Origin of the sequence: Chitinophaga arvensicola, assembly GCF_900110835.1 — a bacterium.
In the GTDB taxonomy this organism is placed as follows: Bacteria; Bacteroidota; Bacteroidia; order Chitinophagales; family Chitinophagaceae; genus Chitinophaga; species Chitinophaga arvensicola.
The window spans coordinates 896,979-922,010 of the sequence record NZ_FOJG01000002.1 but is presented as its reverse complement, the minus strand read 5'-3'; the positions used below and the strand labels follow the sequence as shown (position 1 = coordinate 922,010).

Sequence of the window (25,032 nt, the reverse complement as noted above, 5' to 3'; positions counted from 1 at the left end):
AAAATTATATCGCGGTAAAACGATATCAGCCGCTACCGCCAAATTGCGAAAATAAGGCAAAGCAGGGAATTAAACATTGCCGTTCATAAAGTGCAGCTGCCCGCTGCTCCTGTTTACCTGTTGCTTTTAAGTGAACTTATATTATATTTAAGAAGATTTTAAAGTAAATAACTGAAGGAAGTATATGTACAAGCATTTGAAGCATCACTATTTAACCATGATCTGTATTGGCGGGGTATCCGCTCTGGTATCCTGCGGAGAAGGCACACCAAAGTCGCCCGTAGTGAAAACAGACAGCACCGGCGCACCGGTAGAAAACACCAAAGCCAACTCTGATTACAAACCTGCGTTCGCAGGACAAACCCGGATTGGCAGCGTGAAAACCGTGACACCATATGATTATAAAGTGCTGGATAGCACGCTTAAATCTCCCTGGGGAATTACCAATCTCCCGGATGGTCGTTTAATCATCACCGAGAAAAGCGGCGTATTGCGTATCGCATCTACCGACGGAAAATTAAGTGAGCCGATCACCGGTATCCTTCCGGTAAAGTTCGCCGGACAGGGCGGTTTACTGGGTATCCGTGTGGATCCTGATTTCGGAAGCAACCGGATGGTGTACTGGGTGTTTTCTGAAGAAAGACCCGAAGGCACACTTACTGCCGTGGCAAAAGGAAAATTATCGGCAGATGAAAAGAAAATAGAAAATGCCGCCGTTATATATCGCGCCACGCCGGCGCATAAAAGCGACCTGCATTATGGCGGCCGGATTGTGTTTGACAAAGACGGTAACCTGCTGGTAAGCACCGGCGAACGTTCTGATCTCGAAACCAGGCCACAGGCGCAGGACCTGAACTCCGGATTAGGTAAAGTGGTAAGGATTACCAAAGACGGGCAACCTGCAGCCGGCAATCCTTTTCTTGGAAAAACGGGTATCAGGCCGGAGATCTACTCCTATGGCCACCGCAACGTACAGGGGCTGGCCTTTAACCCGGCCACCGGCGATCTGTGGGAAACAGAATTCGGTCCGAGAGGAGGCGATGAGCTGAATCGTATCGAACCAGGTAAAAACTATGGCTGGCCCATTATTACCTACGGTATCGAATATAGCGGCGAAAAAGTAGGAGATAGCCTGCAGCAGAAAGAAGGACTGGAACAACCCGTTTACTACTGGGACCCGGTTATTTCACCAAGCGGTATTACTTTTTATAGCGGTAATGGCCTGCCTGAATGGAAGAATAACCTGTTCATTGCCAGCCTGAGCAGAACGCATATTGCGCGGCTGGTTATTGAAAATAACAAGGTAGTGGGAGAAGAGCGTTTACTCGCCGGAGAAGGACAACGCTTCCGTGATATTACAGAAGGAAAAGACGGCGCCCTGTATGCTATAACGGATATGGGTAAACTGTACCGGATCTCAAAAAAATAACAAGATCACCAATAAAAAAAATGGCGTCTCAATATTTTTGAGACGCCATTTTTTTTAGTATCCTGTATTCTGCCCCAGTGCAGGATTCTTCTGCACTTCCGTTGCCGGAATGGGTAACAGTACATAATAAGGCTTGTAAGAGGCCGATAACTCCGGTTCTTCTGTAGCGGAGGCCGTTACAGCTGCCTGCGGATATTTGCCCCACCTGGCCAGATCAAAGCGGCGGTGCCCTTCTCCGCAGAGTTCCCAGGCACGCTCCTGGTATATTTCATTCCTGAACTGGTCCTGCGAAAGACCGGCAGCATCATCCAGTCCGGCTCTCTTCCTTACTTCATTCAGGGCGCCGAAAGCCACATCATTATGCCCGTTTTCATTGGCTGCTTCTGCCAGCATGAGCAATACGTCGGCATATCTCAGCAAATAAATATCCAGGCCGCTGTTACGTTCGCCGGCATCGAGGCGCCACCATTTCGGGCCGAACCATACATCTACCTTGTTGGTGGCGTCTGGTGCAAAGGCCTGCCCGTTATAACCGGTGGCTATAATGGCGGCTTTTCTTTTGTCTTTCGGATCAAAGCTATTGGCAAAAGTATGATACGGCACATAGCTGCGGTACCAGGGCTTGCTTTTGAAAGGCTCTACGCCAACGGTATTGTTGGGAGAGTAAAAAGCATGCTGGTAGCTGTTTAGCAGATCTGTCTGGAAATCTATTTCAAAAATGGATTCTTTGTTGAATTCATTGCTGGCGCTGAATACCGATGCGTAATCGTCCAACAGGATGTAATTGCCGGCTGTCTTTATTTTCAACGCGGTTTCTTCTGCCTTTGGAAAATCCTTTGTCCATAAATATACTTTGGTGAGCAGGGCCAGGGCGGCGCCGCTGGTGGCGCGTCCTTTGTCAGCAATAGTATAGGTGGCCGGTAAACCCGCTGCCGCTTCGGTAAGATCGGCAATCATCTGTTTACGTATATCCGCTACCGGTGTTCTCGGGAATGTTTTCGATGCATCGATATTGGCATAGTTGCTTTCCGTATACAGTACGGCATCGCCGAATAAGCCTGTAAGGTAATAGTAGAAAAGTGCCCGCAGGAATTTGGCTTCTCCCAGTACCCGCTTTTTTGTTTCGGGGGAAATCCCCGGCGATTTAGTCACCTTGTCGATCACCAGGTTGGCAGCATAGATGCCTTTATAAAGACCGCTGTACATGACCGGTGCGGAGCCCGGCGATCCGGCAGTGAGATTCAGGGGCCCCGGATGCGGAGATCTGATCACATCACAATTCTCGTCTAATACAGACCATAATTCCTGTTGAAAGAGCCGGTTGGGATAGCTGCCCACCAGCCAGTAATAAGCGCCGTTTACGCCCTGTATGGCGTCCTGGTCGGATTTAAAGAACTGTTCAGGAGAAAGGAAACTCTTAGGTTCTTCCGTCAGCGATTGCTGGCAGGAAGTAAAAGAGGCAAATGCTATGGCTATTAAAATTATTTTCTTCATGATTGTTTGTTTAAAATATCATCAATCGACCGCTTTATTATAATGTCAGGTTCACGCCAACGGCATAGGTTCTGTTCTGCGGATAGTTGGTGTTGTCAAAGCCGCGCAGGGTAGAACTGGTACCGTAGGAGTTGGTTTCAGGATCGTAGTAAGGGTAGTTGGTGATATTGAAAAGATTGGTAGCTGTAATATATACATTCAGGTTATTGATCCATTTGCTATGCATTTGGGCGCCGCTGAGGTTATAGCCCAGGTTCACAGATTTCAGCCGCAGGAAAGAACCTTTGTATACCCACATGGTAGAAGGGATATAGTTCCGGGAGTTAACACGCGGAATATCGGAGTTGGGATTGGATGGCGACCAGCGGTCTTTGATCATGGCGTACTGGTTGGTCAGTGGCTCTCCTGTTTTGTAGAAATCATCCGCCAGGTTCATCACGTCGTTACCAAAGGATCCCTGGAAGTAGATGTTCAGCGATAAATTTTTATAACGGAACGTGTTACCGATTCCACCAAAGAATTTGGGGTTACCGTTACCAATCTCGCTAAAATCTTCTTCTCCGAATTTACCATCGCCGTTACGGTCTACATATAAAGGATCGCCTAATTTTGGATTGGCGCTGGGATCCACGGCGCCTTTTGGTACATCATTCGTTTTACGTACGCCATAGTAGGTTGCGCCCCAGAAGGTGCCTACCGGGTGGCCCACCTGTAATTTGCTCACAGTGCTGTAACCGCCGAAATCAATCCCTGCCAGGTTGAAACTTTCTACGCCGCCCAGGTCTACCACATTACTGCGGTTGCCGGAGATGTTGAAAGAGGTTTCCCAACTGAAGTTTTTACGGGAAATATTCTGGGTGTTGATGAGCAATTCCACCCCTTTATTTTCTACTATACCGATATTGGTAATCTTGCTGGTGAAACCGGTTTGTGTGGGTAGCTGCTGACTGAGCAACAGGTCTTTGGTACGTTTATTATAGTAATCCACTTCCACGCTGATCTTACCTTTCAGGAAACCCGCTTCCAGGCCCATATCAAACTGACGGGTTGTTTCCCATTTCAGATCGGGATTGGGCAACTGCGATTGTACATAACCGAGGATCTGTTTGCCGCCGATCATATATCCGCTGACAGAGCTGAGTGCGGCGAGAGAAGAGTAGGTCTGAATAGCCTGGTTACCATTGTAACCATAACTGGCGCGTAATTTCAGGTTGTCAAACACGTTGAGTTGTTTGATAAAAGGTTCTTCTTCCATGCGCCAGGCTACTGCCGCAGCAGGGAAAAAGGCATACTTATGATTTTCTGCAAAGCGGGAGGCGCCGTCTGATCTGCCGGTGAGGGTAAACAGGTATTTATCTTTATAACTGTAATTAATTCTTCCCAGGAAAGATACAATGGTAAACTGTTCATATCTGGATCCTATCCGGAAGGTGGTCTGGTCGGTGGCTCCAAGGTTATTATACTGGAAGATGTCGGTGGCATATTTGTCTCCGGTGGCGCCAATGGTGTCGGCGTTGGAGGTTTGATAGGTGGTACCGGCCAGGATATTGATATGGTGATCTTTGCCGATCTGTTTATCGTAGGTCACCGTATTTTCACTCAGCCACATCAGCCTGTTGCCGACGCCGCTGGTGGCCAATCCTCCTTTGCTGTCTGATGTCCTTGTTGGCAGACTGCCTGGTGAGTAGGTATTGTTCTTTATAAAATTCAGTTCGGAACCAAAGAGCGATTTGAAAGTAAGACCGGGAATGATGTCCCACTGTACATACAGGTTGCCGATGATATTATTGCTGGTGGTATTGTCTACCGGTAAAGTACCTTGCGCTACGGGGTTCTCGTACACCATCTGATCGTTTGGCTTTTTACTGGTAAAGGAGCCGTCCGGGTTGTACACCGTAGAGGCGGGGTTATACGACAAGGCAGATTGCCCGTAGTTTTGTCCGCCGAGAGAAACCGTATTATTCTTGATTTCAGAGCGGCCGATGTTCAGGATGGTGCCCACTTTCACATTCTTTTTTACGTATTTGTCGAGGTTCACCCTTAACTGGTAACGCTTAAAGCCGGAATTGATGATGATACCATCCTGGTTCAGGTAGTTGGCAGATAAAAAATAGTGATAGTTATCTTTTCCGCCGCTGGTGCTCAACGTTATATTCTGCATAGGTGCTACCCGCGAAACTTCCCGTTGCCAGTCGGTTCCACGGCCCAATGAATCCGGGTTGCTGTAAAGTACAGGCCCGCCGTAGTCTTTAGAACTTTCGTTGGCCAGCTTTGCAAAATCCGCCGCCCCCATCATGTCAATATATTTGGGTACCTGTTGCCAGCCGTTGTAAATGTTTACATTGATTTTATCTTCGCCGGTTTTACCTGTTTTTGTGGTAACGATGATGACGCCGTTGGCGCCACGTGCACCGTAGATAGCTGTAGCAGAAGCATCTTTCAGGATCTGTATGGATTCAATATCTTCCGGGTTAATAAGGTTCAGGTCACCTGCACCGATCAATCCATCTATCACATACAGCGGTTCGTTATCTGCATTCACAGAGTTGCCCCCACGGATACGTATAGACGTTCCCGTACCCGGCGCGCCGCTGATGGAAGTAATCTGCACGCCGGCAGCTTTACCCTGGAGCATCTGGTCTACACGGGTAACCGGTACATTTTTCAATACATCGCTTTTCACGGTGGTAATGGCGCCGGTCAGGTCTTTTTTACGGCTGGTGCCATAGCCCAGAACAACTACATCTTCCAGGTTGGATACCGCTGATTCCAGGGTAATCTTCACCGGGCTGCCGGCTGTTGGCTGTATGCTGCCCGACTGGTAGCCCACCATGCGGTATTCCAGTGTTTCGCCATCATTGAGGCGGATGGAAAAACGACCTTGTGCATCGGTAGTAGTACCACGGGTGGTTTTTCTCACACCTACCGTCGCTCCCGGTAAAGGGTTACCATCTTTATCCACTACTGTTCCTTTTACCGTAAACGTATCGGCCACCACGGCGGCTATTACCGGTGCTGCGGGAGCAATATCCGGCGCAGTGAGAACGATGCCCGCAACCGGCTTTACTTTCAGGATGATGAATTTATCATCTACCAGTTCAAAACTGATCTGATCAGCGGGCAGCAGTGTAGCAAGCACCTGTTTGAGCGTAGAAGCCCGGAAGCTGGCGGTTACGGGCTTACTTTTCTCCAGGATCTGATCGTTGTACACAAAGCGTACGCCTGTTTTTTTTCCCAGCTGTTGTAACACGGCAGCCAATGGCTGTGCATTAAAACTGGCGCTTACTTTTTTCTCCAGCGCGCCTTGAGCCGATGCCGGCGAAGCCCAGCAAAGGGAGGCGGTAATAGATACCAGTAATAATTGGAGTAGTGCAAAACGCATAATTACTTTGATGAATGATAACTTACCGGGGGTTGGATCCGGCTTTTCATTGTTCTGGAATACCTTGCCCCGAAAGGAAAAGACATGACATTCCCCTTTACATTTTTTCATGTAACTTTGGTTGAGTTTAAATAATAAATTGGTGTTTGTTGTTTGGACTTATTATACAGGGGTGTTCGCGCATCCCTGTTTTTTTATTGTTTTATCTGCATCCGTTTCCGGTAATGACAATGGTGCCATCGCTGATGCTATAGGTAGCACTGATGGCCATGGTAATCAGTTTTAAGGAATTAGATAATGATTGATCGGTGATGTCGGCCGTAATGCGGCAATTTTCAAATTGTTGGTAATTGGCGTTGATTTTTATATCAAATTTTTGCTCGATCCGTTGAACGATGTCCGGGAATGCCGTGCGGTTAAAGTTCATATCGTATTCTGTGCCATTGGTTGATTGTTCCCTGTCGGCGCTGCTGGCTTTGCTCACAGACGATTCCCGGCTGTTGCCGGTAAACTGGTAGTCCGGGGTAATGAGGAGTGGCTGAACATTATCTTTGCTGCTTTTCTTTTCCACCTGCACTTTGCCCGTTAATACCAGCAGGGAGAAGGTATTGTTCCCTGTTTGTTCTTTTATATTAAAACTGGTGCCCAGTACCCGTGTAGTGTATTGTCCGCTTTCCACAATAAAAGGATGTGCCGCATCTTTCTTGATCTCAAATAAACCTTCTCCTTTTAAGACTACCTGCCGTGTTTTTTTTCCAAAATCCTGCTGATAGGAGAGGGAACTGTTGCCTTTCAGCCATACAATGCTGCTGTCGGGCAGGATCATTTTTTTGATACTGCCATCTGCTGTAATGACAATAGGCTTCACTTGCTGCCATTTGCTGATGCCTGCCCAGCCGGCAGCGATCAGTAACAGTACGGCGGCGGCCTGCGCTAAACGTTTCCAGTTGTTCTTTTTCACAGGTATCACCGATGGCTGCAATTTATGTTGCAGATCGGCGTACAATCGTTCTTCCATGGCGGTTTCATGTGCATCTGCAGATTCCCATGGAATTTCCGCAGGTACCTGCCGGCTATACCATTCCAGCAAAACATCACGTTCAGAAGCGGTAATCGTTCCCGCAATCCATTTATCGGCCAGTTGCCTGATATGATCTGGTATTTGTGGCTGCATATTTATATAGTGGGTGAAATAGAAGGCTTACCCTTAGTGAGGAATAAAAAAAATCAGAGCGAGCAGAAAAGACAGCGAAGATGCCCGACAGCGCCGCGTAATATGCGAAGGGCTTTGCTCATATGTGACTCCACTGTTTTATGAGATATCTGTAAGGTATGTGCAATTTGCTTTTCGGTGAGGCCCTGTTCCCGGCTTAAGCGGAATACCAGCTGACATTTTTCAGGAAGTGTACCAACTACGCTTTCTATTTCGGCTTTCAGTGATTCGCCATCCAGCCATAACTCGGTAGACCTGTCTGCCACAATGCAGTCGGCCGCATCTTCCGTAACGGGCAAACGTTTTTTGCCCGCCAGTTTCTCAAATATTTTATAGCGGGTAACTGCAGCAATGTAAGTATGAAAACTGTATTTGATTTGCAGGGAATGACGCCGGTGCCAGATGTTTATAAATACATCCTGTACCAATTCCTCCGCATCTGCATGGGATTGCAGTTGTGTGTAGGCTTTCGTCAGTAATTTCTTCCAATATCTTTTATAAAGTTGACGGAATGCAGGTTCATCATTCTGCATCAACAATTGCAACAGTTCTTCATCAGTGTATTTTTCCATTGTCACCGGAATTACGGTTCATTACGTGACACATACGTGTAGCCAAATAAAAGTCTTTTTTTTCAAACGGCAAATTGCGGCAGGCTAAAAAACATCCCCGGAAAGAGCATAGGCTAAAATACCAGTTAAAAGAGATAAAATAACACTAATAACTGTATGGAAAAAAAAATATCCGCTTGAAATAAGGGTAAGTCCTGTATTCAACCCACTATATGAGAGGGAAGATATAACCGATCATTTCCCATTGTGAAAACCCGTATCCCGTGAACCGTGACGGCTGCATCTATCGTGCAGTACCCCGTAATTCAACCAAAAAAAATAGCCGTTACGGCTATTGCAACGTATACACTGCCAGCCGCTCGGGCGCAGTACTTTTTTTTCTTATTCAAAAATACAATTGTATGCAACTGAATTTTAAAAAAGACAGCGCGCAGCGATGGGGTACTTTCCTGCTGCTATTGCTCGCAGGCGTTTCCCGGGCGCAAACCATGACCCGGCAGGACAAACTATTCATTCAGAAAGGTATTCAATACCAAAGCTGGATCCGGGTAGATGGCGCTTCCGAAGATAATCCCGTGCCGGTGACGACTACCCTCAACATCAGCAGGACCGGCCGCTATGTAAAAATTCAACTCTCCGGTACCGATCCGCTGAGCCTGGCAGAAGTACAGGTATTCAGCGCAGGCGTGAATGTGGCACAAGGAAAAACCACACAGCAATCGTCCGACCTGGGAGGTGCCACAAGCAGCAGGGCAGTGGATGGCAACACCAACGGTAACTATTCTGTTGGATCAGTAACCCATACCATCGACGGCTACGCCGCCATAGAACCCTGGTGGCAGGTGGATCTTGGCAGCATCGTGACCATCGACTCCATCCGGATCTGGAACCGGACCGACTGCTGCGATCAGCGTCTCAAAGGGTTTTATCTGTTTGTTTCCAACGCAGCATTTACCAATAATTCACTGGTCAGCACCTTTGCACAAAGCGGTGTGAGTTATTACATGCAGCCCGGCGCAGATCACTACCCCAGCGGAAATGAGCTGGCCAACAGCCACTTTGCACCTACCTATTATGAAAGACCGATGTATAACTATGCGATCCATCAGCAGAACCCCACGGTACAATGGGGACTGGTAAAAGGACCTTTTGGTTTGCATGTAGATCGCGGCCCCAGTGTATTCGAAACCTCGAACGGGTTTCTGAATTCGCTCCAGGCGGCTGATAGTAACCTGTTGTCGAGCATCTGCTTTGGTGATGAAGAAGGCTATAGTACTACGCTGCAGAATTATATGCGCGACTGGTTTGCCGTATCCCGCAGTAAATATCCGAATGTGCTGGTGCATAATAATCAGTATACCGGTCAGTGGTCTGAAGCAAATCTCAGAACCTATCTTCAAACGGCAAAGCCGGATCTGCTCACTTACGACTATTACTATTTCTTTGTAAACAGAAATCCCGGCGCCGGTGGCTCCCAGGCAGCCATCCTGCAGGACATGTATACCTACCGCAAACTGGCGCTGGAAGGGTATGACGGAAGCGGTGCTTCCCCCATTGCATTTGGCGCCTATTTACAGGGTTACAAAGGCAGCCGGAATGGTGGTTCCTATAATTACTATCCCTCCGAATCTGAGTTTAATATCGGCGTATATTCGTTCCTTATCATGGGCGCGAAATGGATGAACAGCTTCCGTTACATCGGTGGCAACAACACTTTTTTCTGGACGGATCAGAACGGAACTCCCACCGCACAGTACTGGCAGAATGCACGACTTGGTGCAGAAGTACTGCATCTGTCACCGCATTTATCCCGCCTTCGCACAAAAGACGTACGCTTTATTGCAGGTCAGCATATCTCCGGCACTTCACCTGTAAATAATGCAGGTCCTGCCAGCATCGCTGCCTGGGATTCCACCGCCGGACCCTATATCAGTAGTATCAGCGCTACTAACCTGGTGAGCGCCACCAATAACGGGTTAAAAGGAGATGTGGTAGTTGGCTATTTCAAACCGGTACCGGGTATTAACAGTACCAGTGGTATCACTATGGCGCCTGTTCCCAGCGCAAGTACCGCCTATTTTATGATCATGAACGGTCTGGCAGTGTCGAACGGTTGTTGTAATGCACCCGGCACAACAGGTATCCTGACAGATACCATCCAGGGGAAAGCCAACCTGGCCACCCAGAAAATTACGCTGAATATCAATTTCGGTACTTACCCGGTGGATACATTATTCCGGGTAAGGAGAAAAGACGGAGTGGTGGAAAAAGTAAACCTGACGCTGGTGAGCGGTAAGAAATATGTTTATAATGATACACTGGACGGAGGCCTGGCAGATCTGTTCTATTGGAAAAATGCAGGCACAGTAGTGGTACCCGCGGCTAACCTGGCTTTGAACAAAACAGCTACGCAATCGAGCGATCATAGCAGCACCACCGGCCTGGCATCTTTAGCGGTGGATGGCAATACCAATGGCGACTATTTCAGCAGTTCCGTTACTTCTACTGCAGATGCCCTCACCAATCAACCCTGGTGGCAGGTTGATCTTGGCGCATCCGCCAATATCCAGACGATCAATATCTATAACCGCACGGATTGCTGTGGCAGCCGGCTGGCCAATTATCACATTTTTATTTCGGATGTTCCTTTTACATCGTCCACTGTAGCAGGTACACAGGCACAGGCAGGTGTGCAGGATTATTTTCAGACCGCTACGGCCGGTAGTCCATCTGTTATCAGCATTAATAACAGCGGCCGTTACGTGAGAATACAACTGCAAAGCACCAACGTACCTTTAAGCCTGGCCGAAGTGCAGGTAATGGGTAACTTCCCGGTCGCGCCATTGCAGGCCCGTACTGCTGCTGCTGTTGAAAACACCACCGCTTTTGAACCGGCATCTGTAAAAGACGGCAAGGTGTTATCCTGCAACGTATATCCCAATCCGTTAACCGGAACGGAACTTACCGTTTCTCTCTCTGCGCCGGCAGCAGTGCAGACTACATTGAAAATATATGACCTGAAAGGGCGGGAGATGCTGACGAAATCAGGTGTTTCATTAAGAAAAGGAAATAATAGCATCCGCGTGCAAACCGGAGAACTTACACCCGGTATTTACTTTTTGCATATAGGCGTGCGCGGTAGTAATGTGGTGAAGAAGTTTGTGGTGTTGGGAAAACAGGATTAAAAGGATGTGCAGCCGGAGCTACTTTCCGGCTGCATATTTCCCGGAAAAGTTGTATCTTATGATAATCATCTAATCTTGTATTATTATGCTGGCTCTTTTAGAAATTCTCATCTTCGGTGTGCAGGTGTTATGCGGATTTAAAAAAGTACGTCGCAGATACACGAAATAGGGCATTCATGGAGAAACAAATCACAATCGACGGAAACCGCATCACCAGTATTACTTCTTTTTATGAAGAAATAAACCGTGTATTTATGACTGGTGAAGACTGGCAGCTGGGTAATAGCCTGGATGCCTTTAACGACCTGCTTTATGGCGGATTTGGCGCTATAAAGAGCGACGAACCGGTTACGTTATTATGGCATAACATGGATAAAAGCAGACAGGCCCTGGGGCATGCCGCCACCCGGCAATATTATGAAGAGAAATTGCTGCCGGAATCTCCCTTCAATAAAGAACACTTCCGCGAAAAACTGGATGAACTGGACAGGGGAGAAGGGCAAACCTATTTTGATATACTCCTCGAAATCATTGCAGATCATCCCAATATTAGGCTGCGCCCCGCAGATGAATAAGCAGTTAACGTACTAACTCATCCGCAAACCGGATGTATTGCATCCAGTCAAACAACAGTATATCGTGTACGCCTGTACGAATATGATACCGAATGGTATTCCCAATGGAGGTATCCGGCGCGGGCATCTGCGTTATACCCAGTCCTTTTTTGCCATAAAGCGCATACACCGGTTCCGCATTTTTCGCTGCCAGGAATTCTCCATGAGGATCCGCCCACTGGTCATCGGTAGCACTGGCCACATACAAGGGGCGTGGTGCCGCCAGCGCCAGCAGCAGATGCGCATCTACAGGAAGCTTGTTTACATCAGCTGCGTAGCTTTTATACTTTTCAATAAACCAATGCGGAAAGGTCGTTGTGATGAATTGCAGTGTTTCGCCATAATTTCTCCGGGCAATGGCAGCGCCGCCCTCGCCGGAATTATTGGAGATAACACCTGCGAAACGGGTATCGTTGGCTGCCGCCCATAGCGCCGCTTTGCCAAGACGGGAATGTCCCAGCACTATCACCTTGCCGGCATCTACGTTGTTATCTGTTTGAAGATAATCCAGCATGCGGCTAAGGCCCCATGCCCAGGCGCCAATGGCACACCAGTCTGAATATTTTAACTGGAGTGACTTAGCCAGACTACTCCTGATGCCGGTTTTCCATCCCTGGGGATGATCCGGCTCTACATCGCCATAGTAGGCAGTGGCTACTCCATAACCATGTTGCAGCAAGGTTTTTACCGGCCAGTTTTTTTCCTGGTTCCCCCTGGTGGGGGCTGCATTCTTTTTTTGAAGCGTGAGCAGGTCAAGATAATTTTGGGAGATGAGGATCTGTTCATCTGTACTGACGTTATGATTCCCGTTAAAATTCCACCCGGCAAATACCGGAACCCGCTCGCTGGTATGCGCCGGCACATACAACAGCAGGTCAATAAACGGTCCTTTTTTACCGGCAGTTAAGTAGATACGCACCTGTTTGGCAATAGCCAGTCCTTCTACGGCGCTACTGTCGATCCGCTGTGTCACAAAATGAATATCCTTTGCCTGCCCCGGAAACTGCCCGAATACATGCTGCTTAAATAACTGTAATACTTCTTTCCTGCGACTGCCTTCCCAGTCGGCTGCCGTCCGTACTTTTTTTTGATGGCTATTCAGCAAGGGATCCGGGAGTTGGTATACACCCACTTTGGCTTCGTCGTAGTTGGGCTTCTCCTGGGCAAAGGCCGGCGTGGCAGTGGAAGCAAAGCAGGTAAGAATAAATAGTGTCAGATAGACATGTATTGTTTTTGGCATGCGATTATTTGTTTAAAGACGGTATTTAACAATAGGCAAGTGGAAATTGACGAGGATCATTTAAAGATAGGATATTTCCTTAAAAATACTATCCTGTACCAACAGGCATGGAACCGGATAATTTTATACCTTACTGCGGAATAACATTTGCCATGCCGGAAAATGTTGCCAATGATAAAGCATATGAATCGTCCATCCTTCATTTATATTTTAGTGTTACTCCTTTGCCAGCAGGTATGTTTTGCTGCTGTTTCTACAGATCCGTACATTACGGAGAATCCCGCTGATAGAACCATTACCATATCCGTTCCGGACCGGTCAATGTCACTGGTAATTGACTATTCAACCGGCTGTGTTATCAGGCAGTTAATGATAAAAGGACAAAATGTGTTATCCTCTGCCGGAGTTTACACCGGTATCCGCACGTCAGACGGGATCTTTTCTGCGGCTAAGAGCCAGGGTAAAGTAGCCGTAACGACAACCAAAAATGAGATAACGATTAGTGGTATCCGTTATGGCAACACAGTCCTGATGGTAGAAGAACAATGGCACTTCAAAAGAGTAGCCCGGAAAATAACATGGCGTATCGAGCGGGAATATAAACAGGACGCCGAACTGGAGGACATGGCTTTTCCCGGATGGCATTTTGCGGATCTGTCGGTATGGAAGGGCGGCATCCTGGATAATGGCGGTATGGTATGGTGTAAATACCTGAAACAGGAAGGAGATACCTACGGTGTACATACCGGTGGGGTAACGTTCTGGAATGCGGTGTCTGGAAATGCCCTGCGCATCAGTACCCGGCCGGAAAACAATAGCGTGATCGCGTCAAAATACACACATGCACCCAATAATGAGTTTGTGAGTACTCAACTGGTTACGGAGCAGCCTTTGCGCCAGCGGTACGATTTAAGCAGGTTTGTATCCGGCAAGGAAAATGTGTTTGCCCCCTTTAAAGTGAAAAAGGGCCGTACCAGCGTGCAATACGAATTACAGTATATTGATTATTTCCAGGAGTACTCCCGGGGAACATTGCCAGGCATCGATGTGGACGCAGTCCGGGAACTGCTCAACACCACCGGTCGCTATGGTGTGGTAGATAACAATATCATAGGCGCCAATGGCTGGCTTACGAACTGGAAATGCCTGCATGAACCGTTTTTTGCACAGATCGGGATGGCATTGAATGACTCCCACTATACAAAAAACTTCTCCGCAACACTGGACCAGGAACGGGATCAGGCGATGGGGAAAGATGGCCGCGTGTTGTCGCGCTGGCACAATGCCCCCGGTGATGAAATACCCGGCACGTATAATCGCGAAACAGGCTACTACGAAGCGATGTGGGGCTATACCATTGATTCGCAAACCGGGTATGTGATCAATACCAGTGAACAGTTTGATCTGAACGGAGATCTTCACTGGCTGCGCGCTCACCAGGTAGCCTGTGAAAAGGCGCTCGACTGGCTGATCCGGCGGGATGAAAACCATAACGGTATCTTTGAAATGGTCAATAATAACATCGCTGACAAAAAATGCAGCGATTGGCTGGATATTGTCTGGGCCAGCTATGAAAACGCTTTTGTGAATGCCCAGTTGTACGAGGCGCTGACGCTCTGGGGCAACTGCGAAAAAGTATTGGGCAATCAGTCACAGGCAGCCAGATACCTGCAGATAGCGGCAACACTGAAAACAGCTTTTAATAAGAACCTCGATGAGGGCGGCTTCTGGTCGGCGGAGAAAAATCAATATGTTTACTGGCGGGATAAAGATGGTACTGTCCATGGTGATAATCTCGTTACACCTGTTAATTTTGCGGCCATCGCATTCGGTCTTTGTGATGATCCGAAAAGGATTGCTTTGATACTGGACCAGATAGAACACCGCACAACCGCCGAAAATTTATTTCACTGGCCCCTCTGTTTTGATAGTTTTAAACAGGCAGAAGTACAGGAAGGCAACTGGCCATTTCCCAGATATGAGAACGGTGATATCTTCCCCACCTGGGGCTACCTGGGAGTTAGAGCCTATGTAGGGTATGATAAAGCCATCGCGCTGAAATATATCGATCATTTGTTGCAGCAGTATAAAAAGGATGGTCTTTCTTCTCAAAGATATAGCAGAACTACTCAGCTGGGTCTTGGCGATGATATCCTGGCAGGCATTTGCACCAGTATTACCGCACTGTACAGGGATATCTACGGGATCCGGCCAAAATGGAACCGGATGGGTATTGAACCTAATATGACACCCGCGTTGAATGGTACCACGTTTTCTTATACACTACGCGATACCGTGTACCGGTTAACGCTGCGTGTGAATGATTACGTGATGAGTACGCAAGGATTCTCGGTGAGCAGCAGCAAAGCATTCGGCGCCAGTAAAACAGGAAATTCCCTTATTTTCTATCCGGGAAACCAGGATAGTACCACGCTCACCATCAATGCCGGTTCGGGTAAGCCCATTGCCATTAATGGCATGGATTGGAGCGGTAGCACCGCAACATGGACGGTTGCTTCGCAGGATAATTATACCTTTACGTTGAAAGGATTATCTCCCGGCACAGTCTACCGGTTAAGCATAAACGGTGTTTCGCGGACGGTGAAAATACAGGCCGACGGGAGTGTAACCATCAGGCAGCTTTGCCAACCGGATACAAAATTTATCCTGAGGAAAACTGCCTGATGGAGGTAGGGTGTTGCGATTATTTAAAAATGGGTGATCCCTCCCGCAGGCTTTTTTCAAGAATAAAGTATTGCATTGGTTGCTTTCAATGTATGTAAATATAGCGGCTACTGCCACCTGTGAGGAATAAGTTCACGCACCGTCATTATAGTATCATCTGCCAGCATTACTTCACATTGATCATTGTCGTCATGTACCTGGCAGATAAATTCCCGGCATCTGCCACACGGACTCACCACCATGTTGCCTTCCGTTACTGCCACTACTTTCAGGATCCTGCTTTCTCCTGCGGTGATCATGGCGGCGATGGCAGCATGTTCGGCGCAAAATCCCATGGAGCAGGGCGTGTCGATGCAAACGCCCGTATATACATGGCCGTTATCCGTCAGTATGGCCGCTGCTACAGATCCGGCGGAACTGTTTTTGGAGATCTGCCTGGGACGCAACGTCTCACAGGCAATTTTATATAGGTCGTGAAATTCCATCGTCAATGCTTTCTGTATAAAAATAGGTCAATTGTATGGGAAAAGTACCCGGGCTGGTGGAACTGCCATATTAAATAATATTGTTTGGAACAAGGAGGGTCCGCTACTCTTTTTTAGGGATAAAAGTACGATCTTCCTCAGTTGGGGAGAGGGTTTCCGGGAGAAGATCTGAAAAAATAGATTATTTGAAAGGTGTTGATAGCCAATGCTGTTTATCCTCAATGCCCCTGGTTTTTAACAATCCCGTAATTTTTAAAAAAAATTAATTTCATTTTTCTTAGCTTGTATCCGGAAGTCACCAAAATCGTTTTGCGTTTATAAATTTATCGTTTGATCTCTTCAATCACGAATCATTAATGACCACATTAACTACATTTCCGGTGCAATCCGGAGAAGTGTCTGCACCAGCAGCCAGTGACGGTGAAAAGAAAGGCCGCCTATACTCATTGGATGCCCTTCGGGGATTTGATATGTTCTGGATTATGGGCGGAGGGTCCATCTTCCACGCGCTGGATAAAGCAACAGGTTCCCCTTTCTGGGCAGCTGTAGCAGTTCAGCTCGAACACCCGGACTGGAATGGTTTCCATTTCTATGACCTGATTTTCCCCCTCTTCCTGTTCATGGCCGGCGTATCAACGCCCTATTCGGTAGGACGGGAGCTGGAAAAAGGAAAAAGCCGTAACAAACTGTTATTGCGGGTAATCAAAAGAGGGTTGGTCCTGGTATTACTGGGCATTATCTATAACAATGGCCTGCAACTACAGCCTATTTCGCAGATACGTTTTGGTAGCGTGTTAGGCCGCATCGGGCTGGCCTATATGTTCGCCAATATCATTTACCTCTATACCAAAGAACGCGCACAGATGATCTGGTTTGCCGGTATCCTTATTGTGTATTGGTTATTACTGAAATTTACAGCGGCACCGGGATTTGCTCCCGGAGATCTGACAATGGAAGGCAATTTCGCATCCTACATTGATCGCTGCCTGATGCCGGGTAAATTATACCTGGGGATCCATGATCCCGAAGGACTCGCCTCAACCTTCCCGGCCATCAGCACCGCTATGCTGGGTATTCTCACAGGAAATTTATTAAAGAACAGCAGCCTGGCGCCGGTAAAGAAAGTAGGCGTGATGGCACTCACAGGCGTTATTTTCCTGATCCTGGCACAACTCTGGAACCTGGATTTTCCCATCAACAAAAATCTGTGGACCAGCTCCTTTGTATTGCAGGTAGGTGGCATCAGCCTGTTGTTGCTCGCACTGTTCTATTATGTGATCGATATTGCCGGCTACAAAAAATGGGCGTTCTTTTTCCGGGTGATTGGTATGAACTCTATCCTGATCTACATCTCCGGTCATTTTATCGACTTTGGTTATACCAACAACGCATTCTTTAAATGGCTCGGGCAATTGGTTGGAGAGCCGTTTGGCGCTGTGGCACTGAGTATCTCCTTTGTATTTATAAAATGGTTGTTCCTGTATTTTATGTACCAGAAGAAAGTATTTCTGAAGGTATAAAAGAAACAATATAATAAAGCCGCGTATATCGAAAGAGATACGCGGCTTTTTTGTGCGCGGTATTTAAATAAAATTATCGCTATCTTAAACGCATTAATGCAGTGTTGCGCCTACAATGAACATTTCAGCAATAACTTCTTACATAGATGCGGTTGAGCGGCAAACTTCGCTTTATAAAGAGACAGCATTCGATCAGCGCATGGAGGTCATCGACTTTATCGGTTTTCAGCTGTTGGACTGTCTGACAGCACTCCTGCACGATACCGCTGACGCGGGTCAGTTGCTGGCGCTCCGGAACCGCGCGGAGAAAATGAAAGCCGGGTTGGAAGCTATCGACCGGCAATTGTTTCAACACCTCCGTCATACCATCCGAAACACCGGATGCACCGGTCCTGCTTTCAAAAAACTGGTCGGCGGATACTTCGATATTAAAGCAACACCCGGCGAAGATGCAGCAGCGCCCGGTTACGATAACCTTGACCTGTTCCTTAACGGATTATCTCCTTTACAAACTATGCCGGAGCCTACAAAAGACCTGGAACCGGAGATGGTTTATTTTCAAAAAACACCAGCGAGGATCGTTTTTGAATTGGTGGATCAGGTCCGGTTTGTAAAAGAAGACGTTTTCTTTGACCTGGGCGCCGGCCTGGGACAGGTGGCTATCCTGGTACATCTCCTGGCAGGCATCCGGACTATAGGCGTGGAGTTTGAACCTGCTTTTTGCCACTATGCCCGGCAGGCTGCTGCGGCGCTGAATTTACCGGCGGTTACGTTTATTAATACCGATGCGCGAAAGGCCGACTATTCCGAAGGAACCGTTTTCTTTATGTTCACGCCTTTTACAGGCGAGATCCTGCAGGATGTCCTCGATATGCTCCGGAAAGAATCGCTGCAGAGAAGGATTAAAATCATCACTTATGGTCCCTGTACAACACATGTGGCGTCGCAACACTGGCTGCGTTGCATTTCTCCCATTGATCAGCACACCTACAAACTGGGCGTTTTTCACAGCGGATGAAACCCGACTTGCCCGATAACCGGGAAAGATTTATCTTGAAGCATCATCCCACTGTAGCAACCGGGATAATTGTTTGGCCCACGGAAACCGGCACAAAATATGGAAGACATTATTTTCCTGTTAAAGCCCGCCCGTACTTACGGATGGCCGTTTTTAATATTTAAATTAGCCTGATGAAAGGATTTTGGAGTTACTTCGGCATTGTTTACCTGCTTTTTTTCGCGATTCCATTCCCCATGTTGCTTTATTACAACACTGCATATCGCGAAATGGAATACGACGGAGGCACCGCTCCCTGGCTCGCATTGACTTATCTGGCACTGGCAGCGATACTATGGATCCTGCTGATACAGCGCTGGCTCCGGAAGTGGGTGTTGATGCCTTTCCTGATGAGAAAGAATATCCTGCGCCTTTTAAAAGAAGGCATCCTCAAAGATGCCCGAGTTATACAAAGTAAAGAACTCGCCGCTACACCGGAAATAATCACAAAAGACCTCCTGGTGTCGTTGCGTAATTTTTCCGGCACAGAGATCACCGAACGGTTAACCGTGAACGATAGTAAACCTGCACTAAGGCGCTATGAAACAGGGAAAACTTTTTCCCTCAGGATCGATCAGCAACTCAAAACCATTCCTTACCTGGTTCCTGATGGTGTGGAAGTAGATCTGAAAATAGGCAGAATGATCCTGCTGTTCCTGGTATGGCTGGTGGTAACTGCCGCCGTGGTATGGTATTTCGGCTTCTCTTATGAATTGGAAAACAGCGGCAGGGGATGGCGCTTTTTGAAGTTTTATCACCCGCTGGTATTATGTCCGCTGATCATTCTTTTATCTGCAGGTGGATTACGCCTGCTGTTAAACATGATGATCGGATCGCCTGAAAAGGACCTGCAGCTGAAGTATTATGGAATACGCACTGATGCAGCTATCATTTCTGCCAGTCAGACCGGTACCTATATCAATGAACAACCGCAGATAAAGTTTGAACTGAGCTTCCAGGATAATAGCGGTAAAACCCATGTTACTTCATTGAAAAAAATAGTGTCGCTGCTCGATCTGGACAGCACCAAACAGGTATCCGTTCCCATTTTTTATCTGAAAGACAAACCAACGCAGGTGATATTTGCCAGCGACCTGGAAACTGAAACAAAATTATCATGAAGAGATACTTGTCAAAGATGGCGGTGGTACTTGCGCTCACAACACTGGCCGCCTGCAACCCATTCCGTAATTCTATTCATGATACGCTTTACGGCAGTGATACCGACAGCAGTTATAAAACCAAAGGGCGCCAGGATGCCGGTAACAGCAGCAGTTCGCATACCGTTACCAGCAGTACCACTACTACTACAGTAACGGAGCATAGCACCCGCACCACAACTGCCTCCCGGAGCGGATTCCTGGGAAATGAAGTACAACTCGAAGCCGCAGAACATGCGCTCCGGACTATACCGGCGTTATCCGGCAAAGATATCTACCTGTATGGTTTTGTACATTTCTATGACCAGGGCAGAATTGTGATCAATGTGCAACATCCCGGTAACCCGGAATACATAGATGCCTATGAGTATAACGATGGCGCATGGAGCGGTCCCAAACCGGTGCAGCTCTCTGTTCATGATAATATTAAAATAGCCCTGGTAAAGCTGGACGACCTCCATTTTAAACAGGTGGCCTCCGTTTACCGGAACTACCGCGATAAATCTGACAGGATAGAAGGCGCCGTTCCGCCCACCTACCTATACGCGATGTTGAGAGATAATAAGGTGAGCTGGTATCCCCGCACCATCAGCGGAAGCAGGGAACGTTACTTTATCAGTTTCCATCCGGATGGCAGCCTGGATACCTGTTACCGCGAGTAGTCGTGCCAGTTATAGCCATACTATATGTATACAAAATGTATACATCCCGCATTCTTTTTAAAAATTACCGGGAGATAGAATCCGCATTTAAAGAGGTGATTATCATTTTGTTGTTAGTAACTTTTATCGTGTAACAACTGCCCGCTGTACTATATTTCGTGCGCGGGCGCTTTGGTCTACGCTATTTTCTGTATATTTTTGGTGGGAACAGTCTGCGCCTGATCTGAAAAGCGCAGGGATGTTCTGTATGCCAATATCCTCATGATGAAGAAATTTTACGCCCTGTACCTGTCAATGCTGCCAATATTGGTATGCCTGTTTCTGTTACCATCAACCGCTAAATCCGGACCTGCTGATCGAAAACGTACAGCCGTTGCCGTACCTCCTGCCATTGCCAGCATCACCTTACCGGCCGATGGTAATTACCGGGTAGGGGCAGAACTTACTTTTAAAGTGAATTTCTCTGTTCCGGTAACCGTTCACACTGCCAGTTCGCCGCTGATTGGAAACTTTCTGTACATTGTAACGGGAACCACTACACGGCAATTAGAAGCGGTCAGCCTGGATAACACCAGCATGACGTTCAAATACACGGTTACGGCAGCTGACAACGATATGGACGGTATTGAAATTCAGCAGTTTGTTACCTACCAGGCGATCATCGATGAGAACTTTCTCACCCTGGATCCGGCCATCAATCCCGCACAATGGCATAACCAGATTAAACTGGATAATAAGAAGCCTTCCATCACCGGCTTTTCAATATCCCCCGGTCATTTTGGTATCGGGAAGATGGTCACCATTAGTGTTCAGTTCGATGAAGCAGTCAATGTAACAGGCATTCCTTCTATAATGGCGGGTACCAATGAATTCTTCGGAGACTACAAATATGCAGGAGGCGCCGGTACCAATATCCTTCGTTTTGAAGTGGCTGTACCTGCCGGCGTAGATATATCGGCCCCATTGTATTATGATCAGCAGATTACGCTGAACGGAGGCACCATTACCGATCTGGCCGGCAACGATTATAATTTGCTGCCCCGGATAATTGCCTGGCTTACCGGCGCCCACCTCGATGGCGTGCCGCCGGCAGTCACCAATATGCTTCTTACAGATCCCTCCTTTACAGTGAAATCCGGTAGGATACATTTCGAAATATACACATCAGAGCCGGTCATCAGTGCAGATTTACAAAATCTGGTTTCCGTGAACACAGACGTCACTGTCAATTCAAAAACAGTGACGCAAACCGGATCCTCCAGTTTTGCGATAGAGCTGGATGTAACGGGCGTACCTGATACCGTGCTGCCGGTGTCGCTGACCATCCCCGGGCCGGTGCCTTTCACTGACCTGGGGGGAAACCCGGTCACCTTGTCCAATACCACGCCACCCTATCATATTGATGAACAGGCCCCGCGTATTACCGGGATGACATTGCCTGCTAACCGGATCTATAAAAAAGGGGAGGTGCTCCGGTTTGTGGTAAATACCAGCGAACCGGTGAAGTCCAATGTGGGCTATGTGCAGCTGGGAATTACACTGGCACAGGGAGGCACTGTATGGGCCACCGGTCAGGCTAACCCGGATGGACTGACGTTTGACTACATGGTAAGAAATGGTGATCTCGATTACAACACTATCCAGTTAAACAATACCTTGCGTCCCGCACCGTTATTTCCCACTACTACCATCACCGACTGGGCAGGCAATCTGATGCCGCTGAGCATTGGTACTATTCCGTCGCTGGCTGGGATTTCGGTTGATGGCGTGGATCCGGTAATTACCGGCTGGTTGCCCATCCCCAAAAAAACCTATAAAATTGGTGATTCCATCAAAATAGAAGGTACTATTTCCAAAAATATCTTTATCAATGGTAAGACATCGATATTATTGGTGGTCACCGATACTGGTTACTATGCACCTTCGATTCCGGCATCTGCACCAAACAGACTGGCCTACGCATATGTGGTACCAGAAGGAAAAGAAGGAGGCATCTTTAGTGCCGGGTTCCATTTAGATTTAAATGGAAGCATCAGAGATACCGCGGGGAATGATCTGCAATTTAGCCCGGGGCCAGCGATGGATGGCGTATTACTGGATGGTGTCCGACCATTGATTACACGTATAGCCACGCCCGTTACCTATGGGAAAATAGGAGATGAAGTATGGATAGATGTCACTTTTAATGAACAGATAACCTCCCTGCCGGGAGCCATCCTCAAAACGAAGATCGGCAGCAGCAATGTGGACATGCCTTTCAAAGAATTAACAGATGCCTCTACCGCAAGATTTGCCTACACCATCAAAGACGGCGATAAAGACGGTACAGGCGTTAAGGTGAGTGGCCTCAGCGGTGTTACCGATCTCGCCGGCAACGAACCTATCCTGAGCAATAGCGTACCCACGTCGCTGTTAGTAGATGGTATTCGCCCGGTCCTTGATAGCATTACGTTACTGTCTGACCGCATTACCAACAAGCGGCTGGTCAGCTATGTGCTGCATATGAGTAAGCCGGTAAATACGCCTTTCACACCTGCTTTTACTACTACCGGCGATATCAGTATAGACCATACAGATTTTACCGTCAGCGGTAATGATGTAATGGTAGATGTAACAGCAACAGGAAACAATGGCACCCTGCAGTTAACCGTAGATCCTTCAATAGTAAGCATTACAGATGCTGCGGGCAATGCCGCTGTTCAACATGCACTGACCGGCGAAACCGTGCTGATAGATATGACACCACCGGCTATCAGCGATTTTGTACCGCCTGCCGATAGTATTTACCTGGCTGGACAGGTACTTACCTATACGCTGACAGCTTCGGAAAACCTGGTGGTAAAAGGAGGGACACCGTCCATACAACTGTTTATCGATAACCAGGCGGCTGTTCATGTAAGTATGAGCAGTGTGCAGGGGAAAACCATGGTGTTCCGGTACGTGATTCCTGAAGGGCTGGAAGACTGGAATGGGGCAGGCTACGATGGCCAACTGGAACTAAACGGAAGTACCATCACAGATGTGGCCGGTAATCCTTTGCCATTGCAGATTCCATATGATCCCAATGTGCGTGGCCCACGCATTCATGCCAAAATACCGGCGATAACAAGTGTTTCACTTTATCATCCCGGCCTGAACGCTAAAGACGACCGCCTTGTTGTAGACGTCTTTTTTGATAATGCCGTAAAAGTATCGCCGGAAGTAAGCATGTCGCTTCAGATTGGTGATAAAACAGTAGAAGCGAAACCAGATCCGGCATCCCTGGAAGGAACATATATCCCGTTCTATTATACGATAGAAGAAGGATTATATGATATGGATGGTGTGAGGGTGGAAGCGATTCAACTAAATGGAGGCGCTATCGAAGATGAATTCCATAACCAGGCAAAGACTAATTTTACTTCGGAAACCTTTGCAGATATAAAGGTGGATGCCATACTGCCTGAAATCTTATCCTTCAAACGGGTAGGTGCTTCTCCATCCAATAAAGACACACTTTATTTCGATGTGGTATTCAGTGAGAAGATGCAGTACGTGAGCCAGTACAGGTTTAAGGTGGTTAAATCGGCCGACTTTTATTACGCTGCCCCGGTAACGCTTCAAACGCTCAACGATACTGCTTATCGTATAGGCGTGCGGGTATTTGGCGCCGGTACCGTTGGGTTGAAAGCCGACAAGAACAGCGGCAGAGATCTGGCAGGAAATAGCATGAAACAGGACAGCGTGTTGAGTGAACTGTATACCGTTGATAACTATCCGCCTTATGTTGCAGATATGAAACTCCCGGCAGCCGGAACCTATAAGATAGGAGATCCGATTACCATCAGGGCCATTATTCCGGAACCGGTCATTATAGCCGGTGGTACCCCATCGATAGACCTGACGCTGCGTACAGGCGGTACCGTTAAAGCATACCTCATCAGAAATGAGCCGGGCGCTCTTACTTTCCAATACATCGTGAAGAAGGGAGATTTTGATGGAAGTGGCATCGGTATTAACCCCGTATTGCAACTGAATGATAGTAAACCAGTGGATGCAATGGGCAATGTGATGTATGGACCGATGGACAGTGTACCTGCTACTACTGCTATTTTAGTAGACGGTATACCGCCCACGGTTACACGCCTTACACAGCTGGATCCCACTGTTACGAAAGCTACTAAAGTGCGATACGCTATTGTCTTCAGTGAGGCGGTGAAAGGATTTACAGCAGCAGATATCACCGTGAGCCAAACAGGAAGTATTCAACCACCGGTGGTAAGTCTTGCCTACCCGGCAACAGATTCGATCGTAGTTACTGCAGATAATGTAAGCGGCGCCGGTACACTGACACT

15 protein-coding genes are annotated in these 25,032 nt (G+C 47.6%); 9 read left to right on the top strand and 6 right to left on the bottom strand.

What is annotated here, in order from left to right:
• The first annotated feature begins 184 nt into the window (after positions 1 to 184).
• Positions 185 to 1,429, top strand: a complete 1,245-nt coding sequence (locus BMW79_RS21125; RefSeq protein WP_245752621.1) for a PQQ-dependent sugar dehydrogenase — start codon at positions 185 to 187, stop codon at positions 1,427 to 1,429.
• A gap of 54 nt (positions 1,430 to 1,483) precedes the next feature.
• Here BMW79_RS21125 and BMW79_RS21120 read toward each other — a convergent pair whose 3' ends face one another.
• The 4 genes from BMW79_RS21120 to BMW79_RS21105 form a co-directional block, all read right to left on the bottom strand.
• Positions 1,484 to 2,923 carry a RagB/SusD family nutrient uptake outer membrane protein gene (locus BMW79_RS21120; RefSeq protein WP_089897829.1) on the bottom strand — a complete coding sequence of 480 codons (1,440 nt, stop codon included), beginning with the start codon at positions 2,921 to 2,923 and terminating at the stop codon, positions 1,484 to 1,486.
• A gap of 37 nt (positions 2,924 to 2,960) precedes the next feature.
• Positions 2,961 to 6,416 carry a SusC/RagA family TonB-linked outer membrane protein gene (locus BMW79_RS21115; protein WP_089897827.1) on the bottom strand — a complete coding sequence of 1,152 codons (3,456 nt, stop codon included), beginning with the start codon at positions 6,414 to 6,416 and terminating at the stop codon, positions 2,961 to 2,963.
• Between the two features lie 91 nt (positions 6,417 to 6,507).
• Positions 6,508 to 7,479 (bottom strand): FecR family protein, encoded by a 972-nt coding sequence (locus BMW79_RS21110; protein ID WP_089897825.1) that lies wholly within the window; start codon positions 7,477 to 7,479, stop codon positions 6,508 to 6,510.
• 53 nt (positions 7,480 to 7,532) lie between these two features.
• A complete protein-coding gene (locus BMW79_RS21105) occupies positions 7,533 to 8,090 on the bottom strand; it encodes an RNA polymerase sigma-70 factor (RefSeq protein ID WP_089897823.1) in 558 nt (185 codons plus the stop codon).
• Positions 8,091 to 8,491: 401 nt separating this feature from the next.
• Here BMW79_RS21105 and BMW79_RS21100 point away from each other — a divergent pair, with 401 nt between their 5' ends.
• Positions 8,492 to 11,275 carry a galactose-binding domain-containing protein gene (locus BMW79_RS21100; protein ID WP_089897821.1) on the top strand — a complete coding sequence of 928 codons (2,784 nt, stop codon included), beginning with the start codon at positions 8,492 to 8,494 and terminating at the stop codon, positions 11,273 to 11,275.
• A 176-nt stretch (positions 11,276 to 11,451) separates the two neighbouring features.
• Positions 11,452 to 11,850, top strand: coding sequence for a barstar family protein (locus BMW79_RS21095; protein WP_089897819.1), 399 nt, complete (start codon positions 11,452 to 11,454; stop codon positions 11,848 to 11,850).
• Between the two features lie 4 nt (positions 11,851 to 11,854).
• On the opposite strand, the gene BMW79_RS21090 is transcribed toward BMW79_RS21095, so the two are convergent.
• A complete protein-coding gene (locus tag BMW79_RS21090) occupies positions 11,855 to 13,129 on the bottom strand; it encodes a glucuronyl esterase domain-containing protein (RefSeq protein ID WP_089897817.1) in 1,275 nt (424 codons plus the stop codon).
• Between the two features lie 369 nt (positions 13,130 to 13,498).
• Between BMW79_RS21090 and BMW79_RS21085 the strand changes: the two genes are divergently transcribed.
• Entirely contained in the window at positions 13,499 to 15,814 is a 2,316-nt protein-coding gene (locus BMW79_RS21085; protein WP_143059239.1) for an alpha-L-rhamnosidase-related protein, read from the top strand.
• A gap of 107 nt (positions 15,815 to 15,921) precedes the next feature.
• On the opposite strand, the gene BMW79_RS21080 is transcribed toward BMW79_RS21085, so the two are convergent.
• Positions 15,922 to 16,299, bottom strand: coding sequence for a cytidine deaminase family protein (locus BMW79_RS21080; protein WP_089897814.1), 378 nt, complete (start codon positions 16,297 to 16,299; stop codon positions 15,922 to 15,924).
• A gap of 356 nt (positions 16,300 to 16,655) precedes the next feature.
• On the opposite strand from BMW79_RS21080, the gene BMW79_RS21075 reads away from it, so the two are divergent.
• The 5 genes from BMW79_RS21075 to BMW79_RS21055 form a co-directional block, all read left to right on the top strand.
• On the top strand, positions 16,656 to 17,819 hold the full coding sequence (locus BMW79_RS21075) for an acyltransferase family protein (RefSeq protein ID WP_089897812.1): 1,164 nt from the start codon (positions 16,656 to 16,658) through the stop codon (positions 17,817 to 17,819).
• A gap of 115 nt (positions 17,820 to 17,934) precedes the next feature.
• A complete protein-coding gene (locus tag BMW79_RS21070) occupies positions 17,935 to 18,837 on the top strand; it encodes a class I SAM-dependent methyltransferase (RefSeq protein ID WP_089897810.1) in 903 nt (300 codons plus the stop codon).
• Between the two features lie 173 nt (positions 18,838 to 19,010).
• Positions 19,011 to 19,997 (top strand): hypothetical protein, encoded by a 987-nt coding sequence (locus BMW79_RS21065; protein WP_089897808.1) that lies wholly within the window; start codon positions 19,011 to 19,013, stop codon positions 19,995 to 19,997.
• Positions 19,994 to 20,698 carry a hypothetical protein gene (locus BMW79_RS21060; RefSeq protein ID WP_143059238.1) on the top strand — a complete coding sequence of 235 codons (705 nt, stop codon included), beginning with the start codon at positions 19,994 to 19,996 and terminating at the stop codon, positions 20,696 to 20,698. Before BMW79_RS21065 ends, BMW79_RS21060 begins: the two co-directional genes overlap by 4 nt.
• Positions 20,699 to 20,962: 264 nt before the next feature.
• On the top strand, positions 20,963 to 25,032 hold a 4,070-nt coding region (locus BMW79_RS21055), incomplete at its 3' end, for a hypothetical protein (protein ID WP_177192269.1).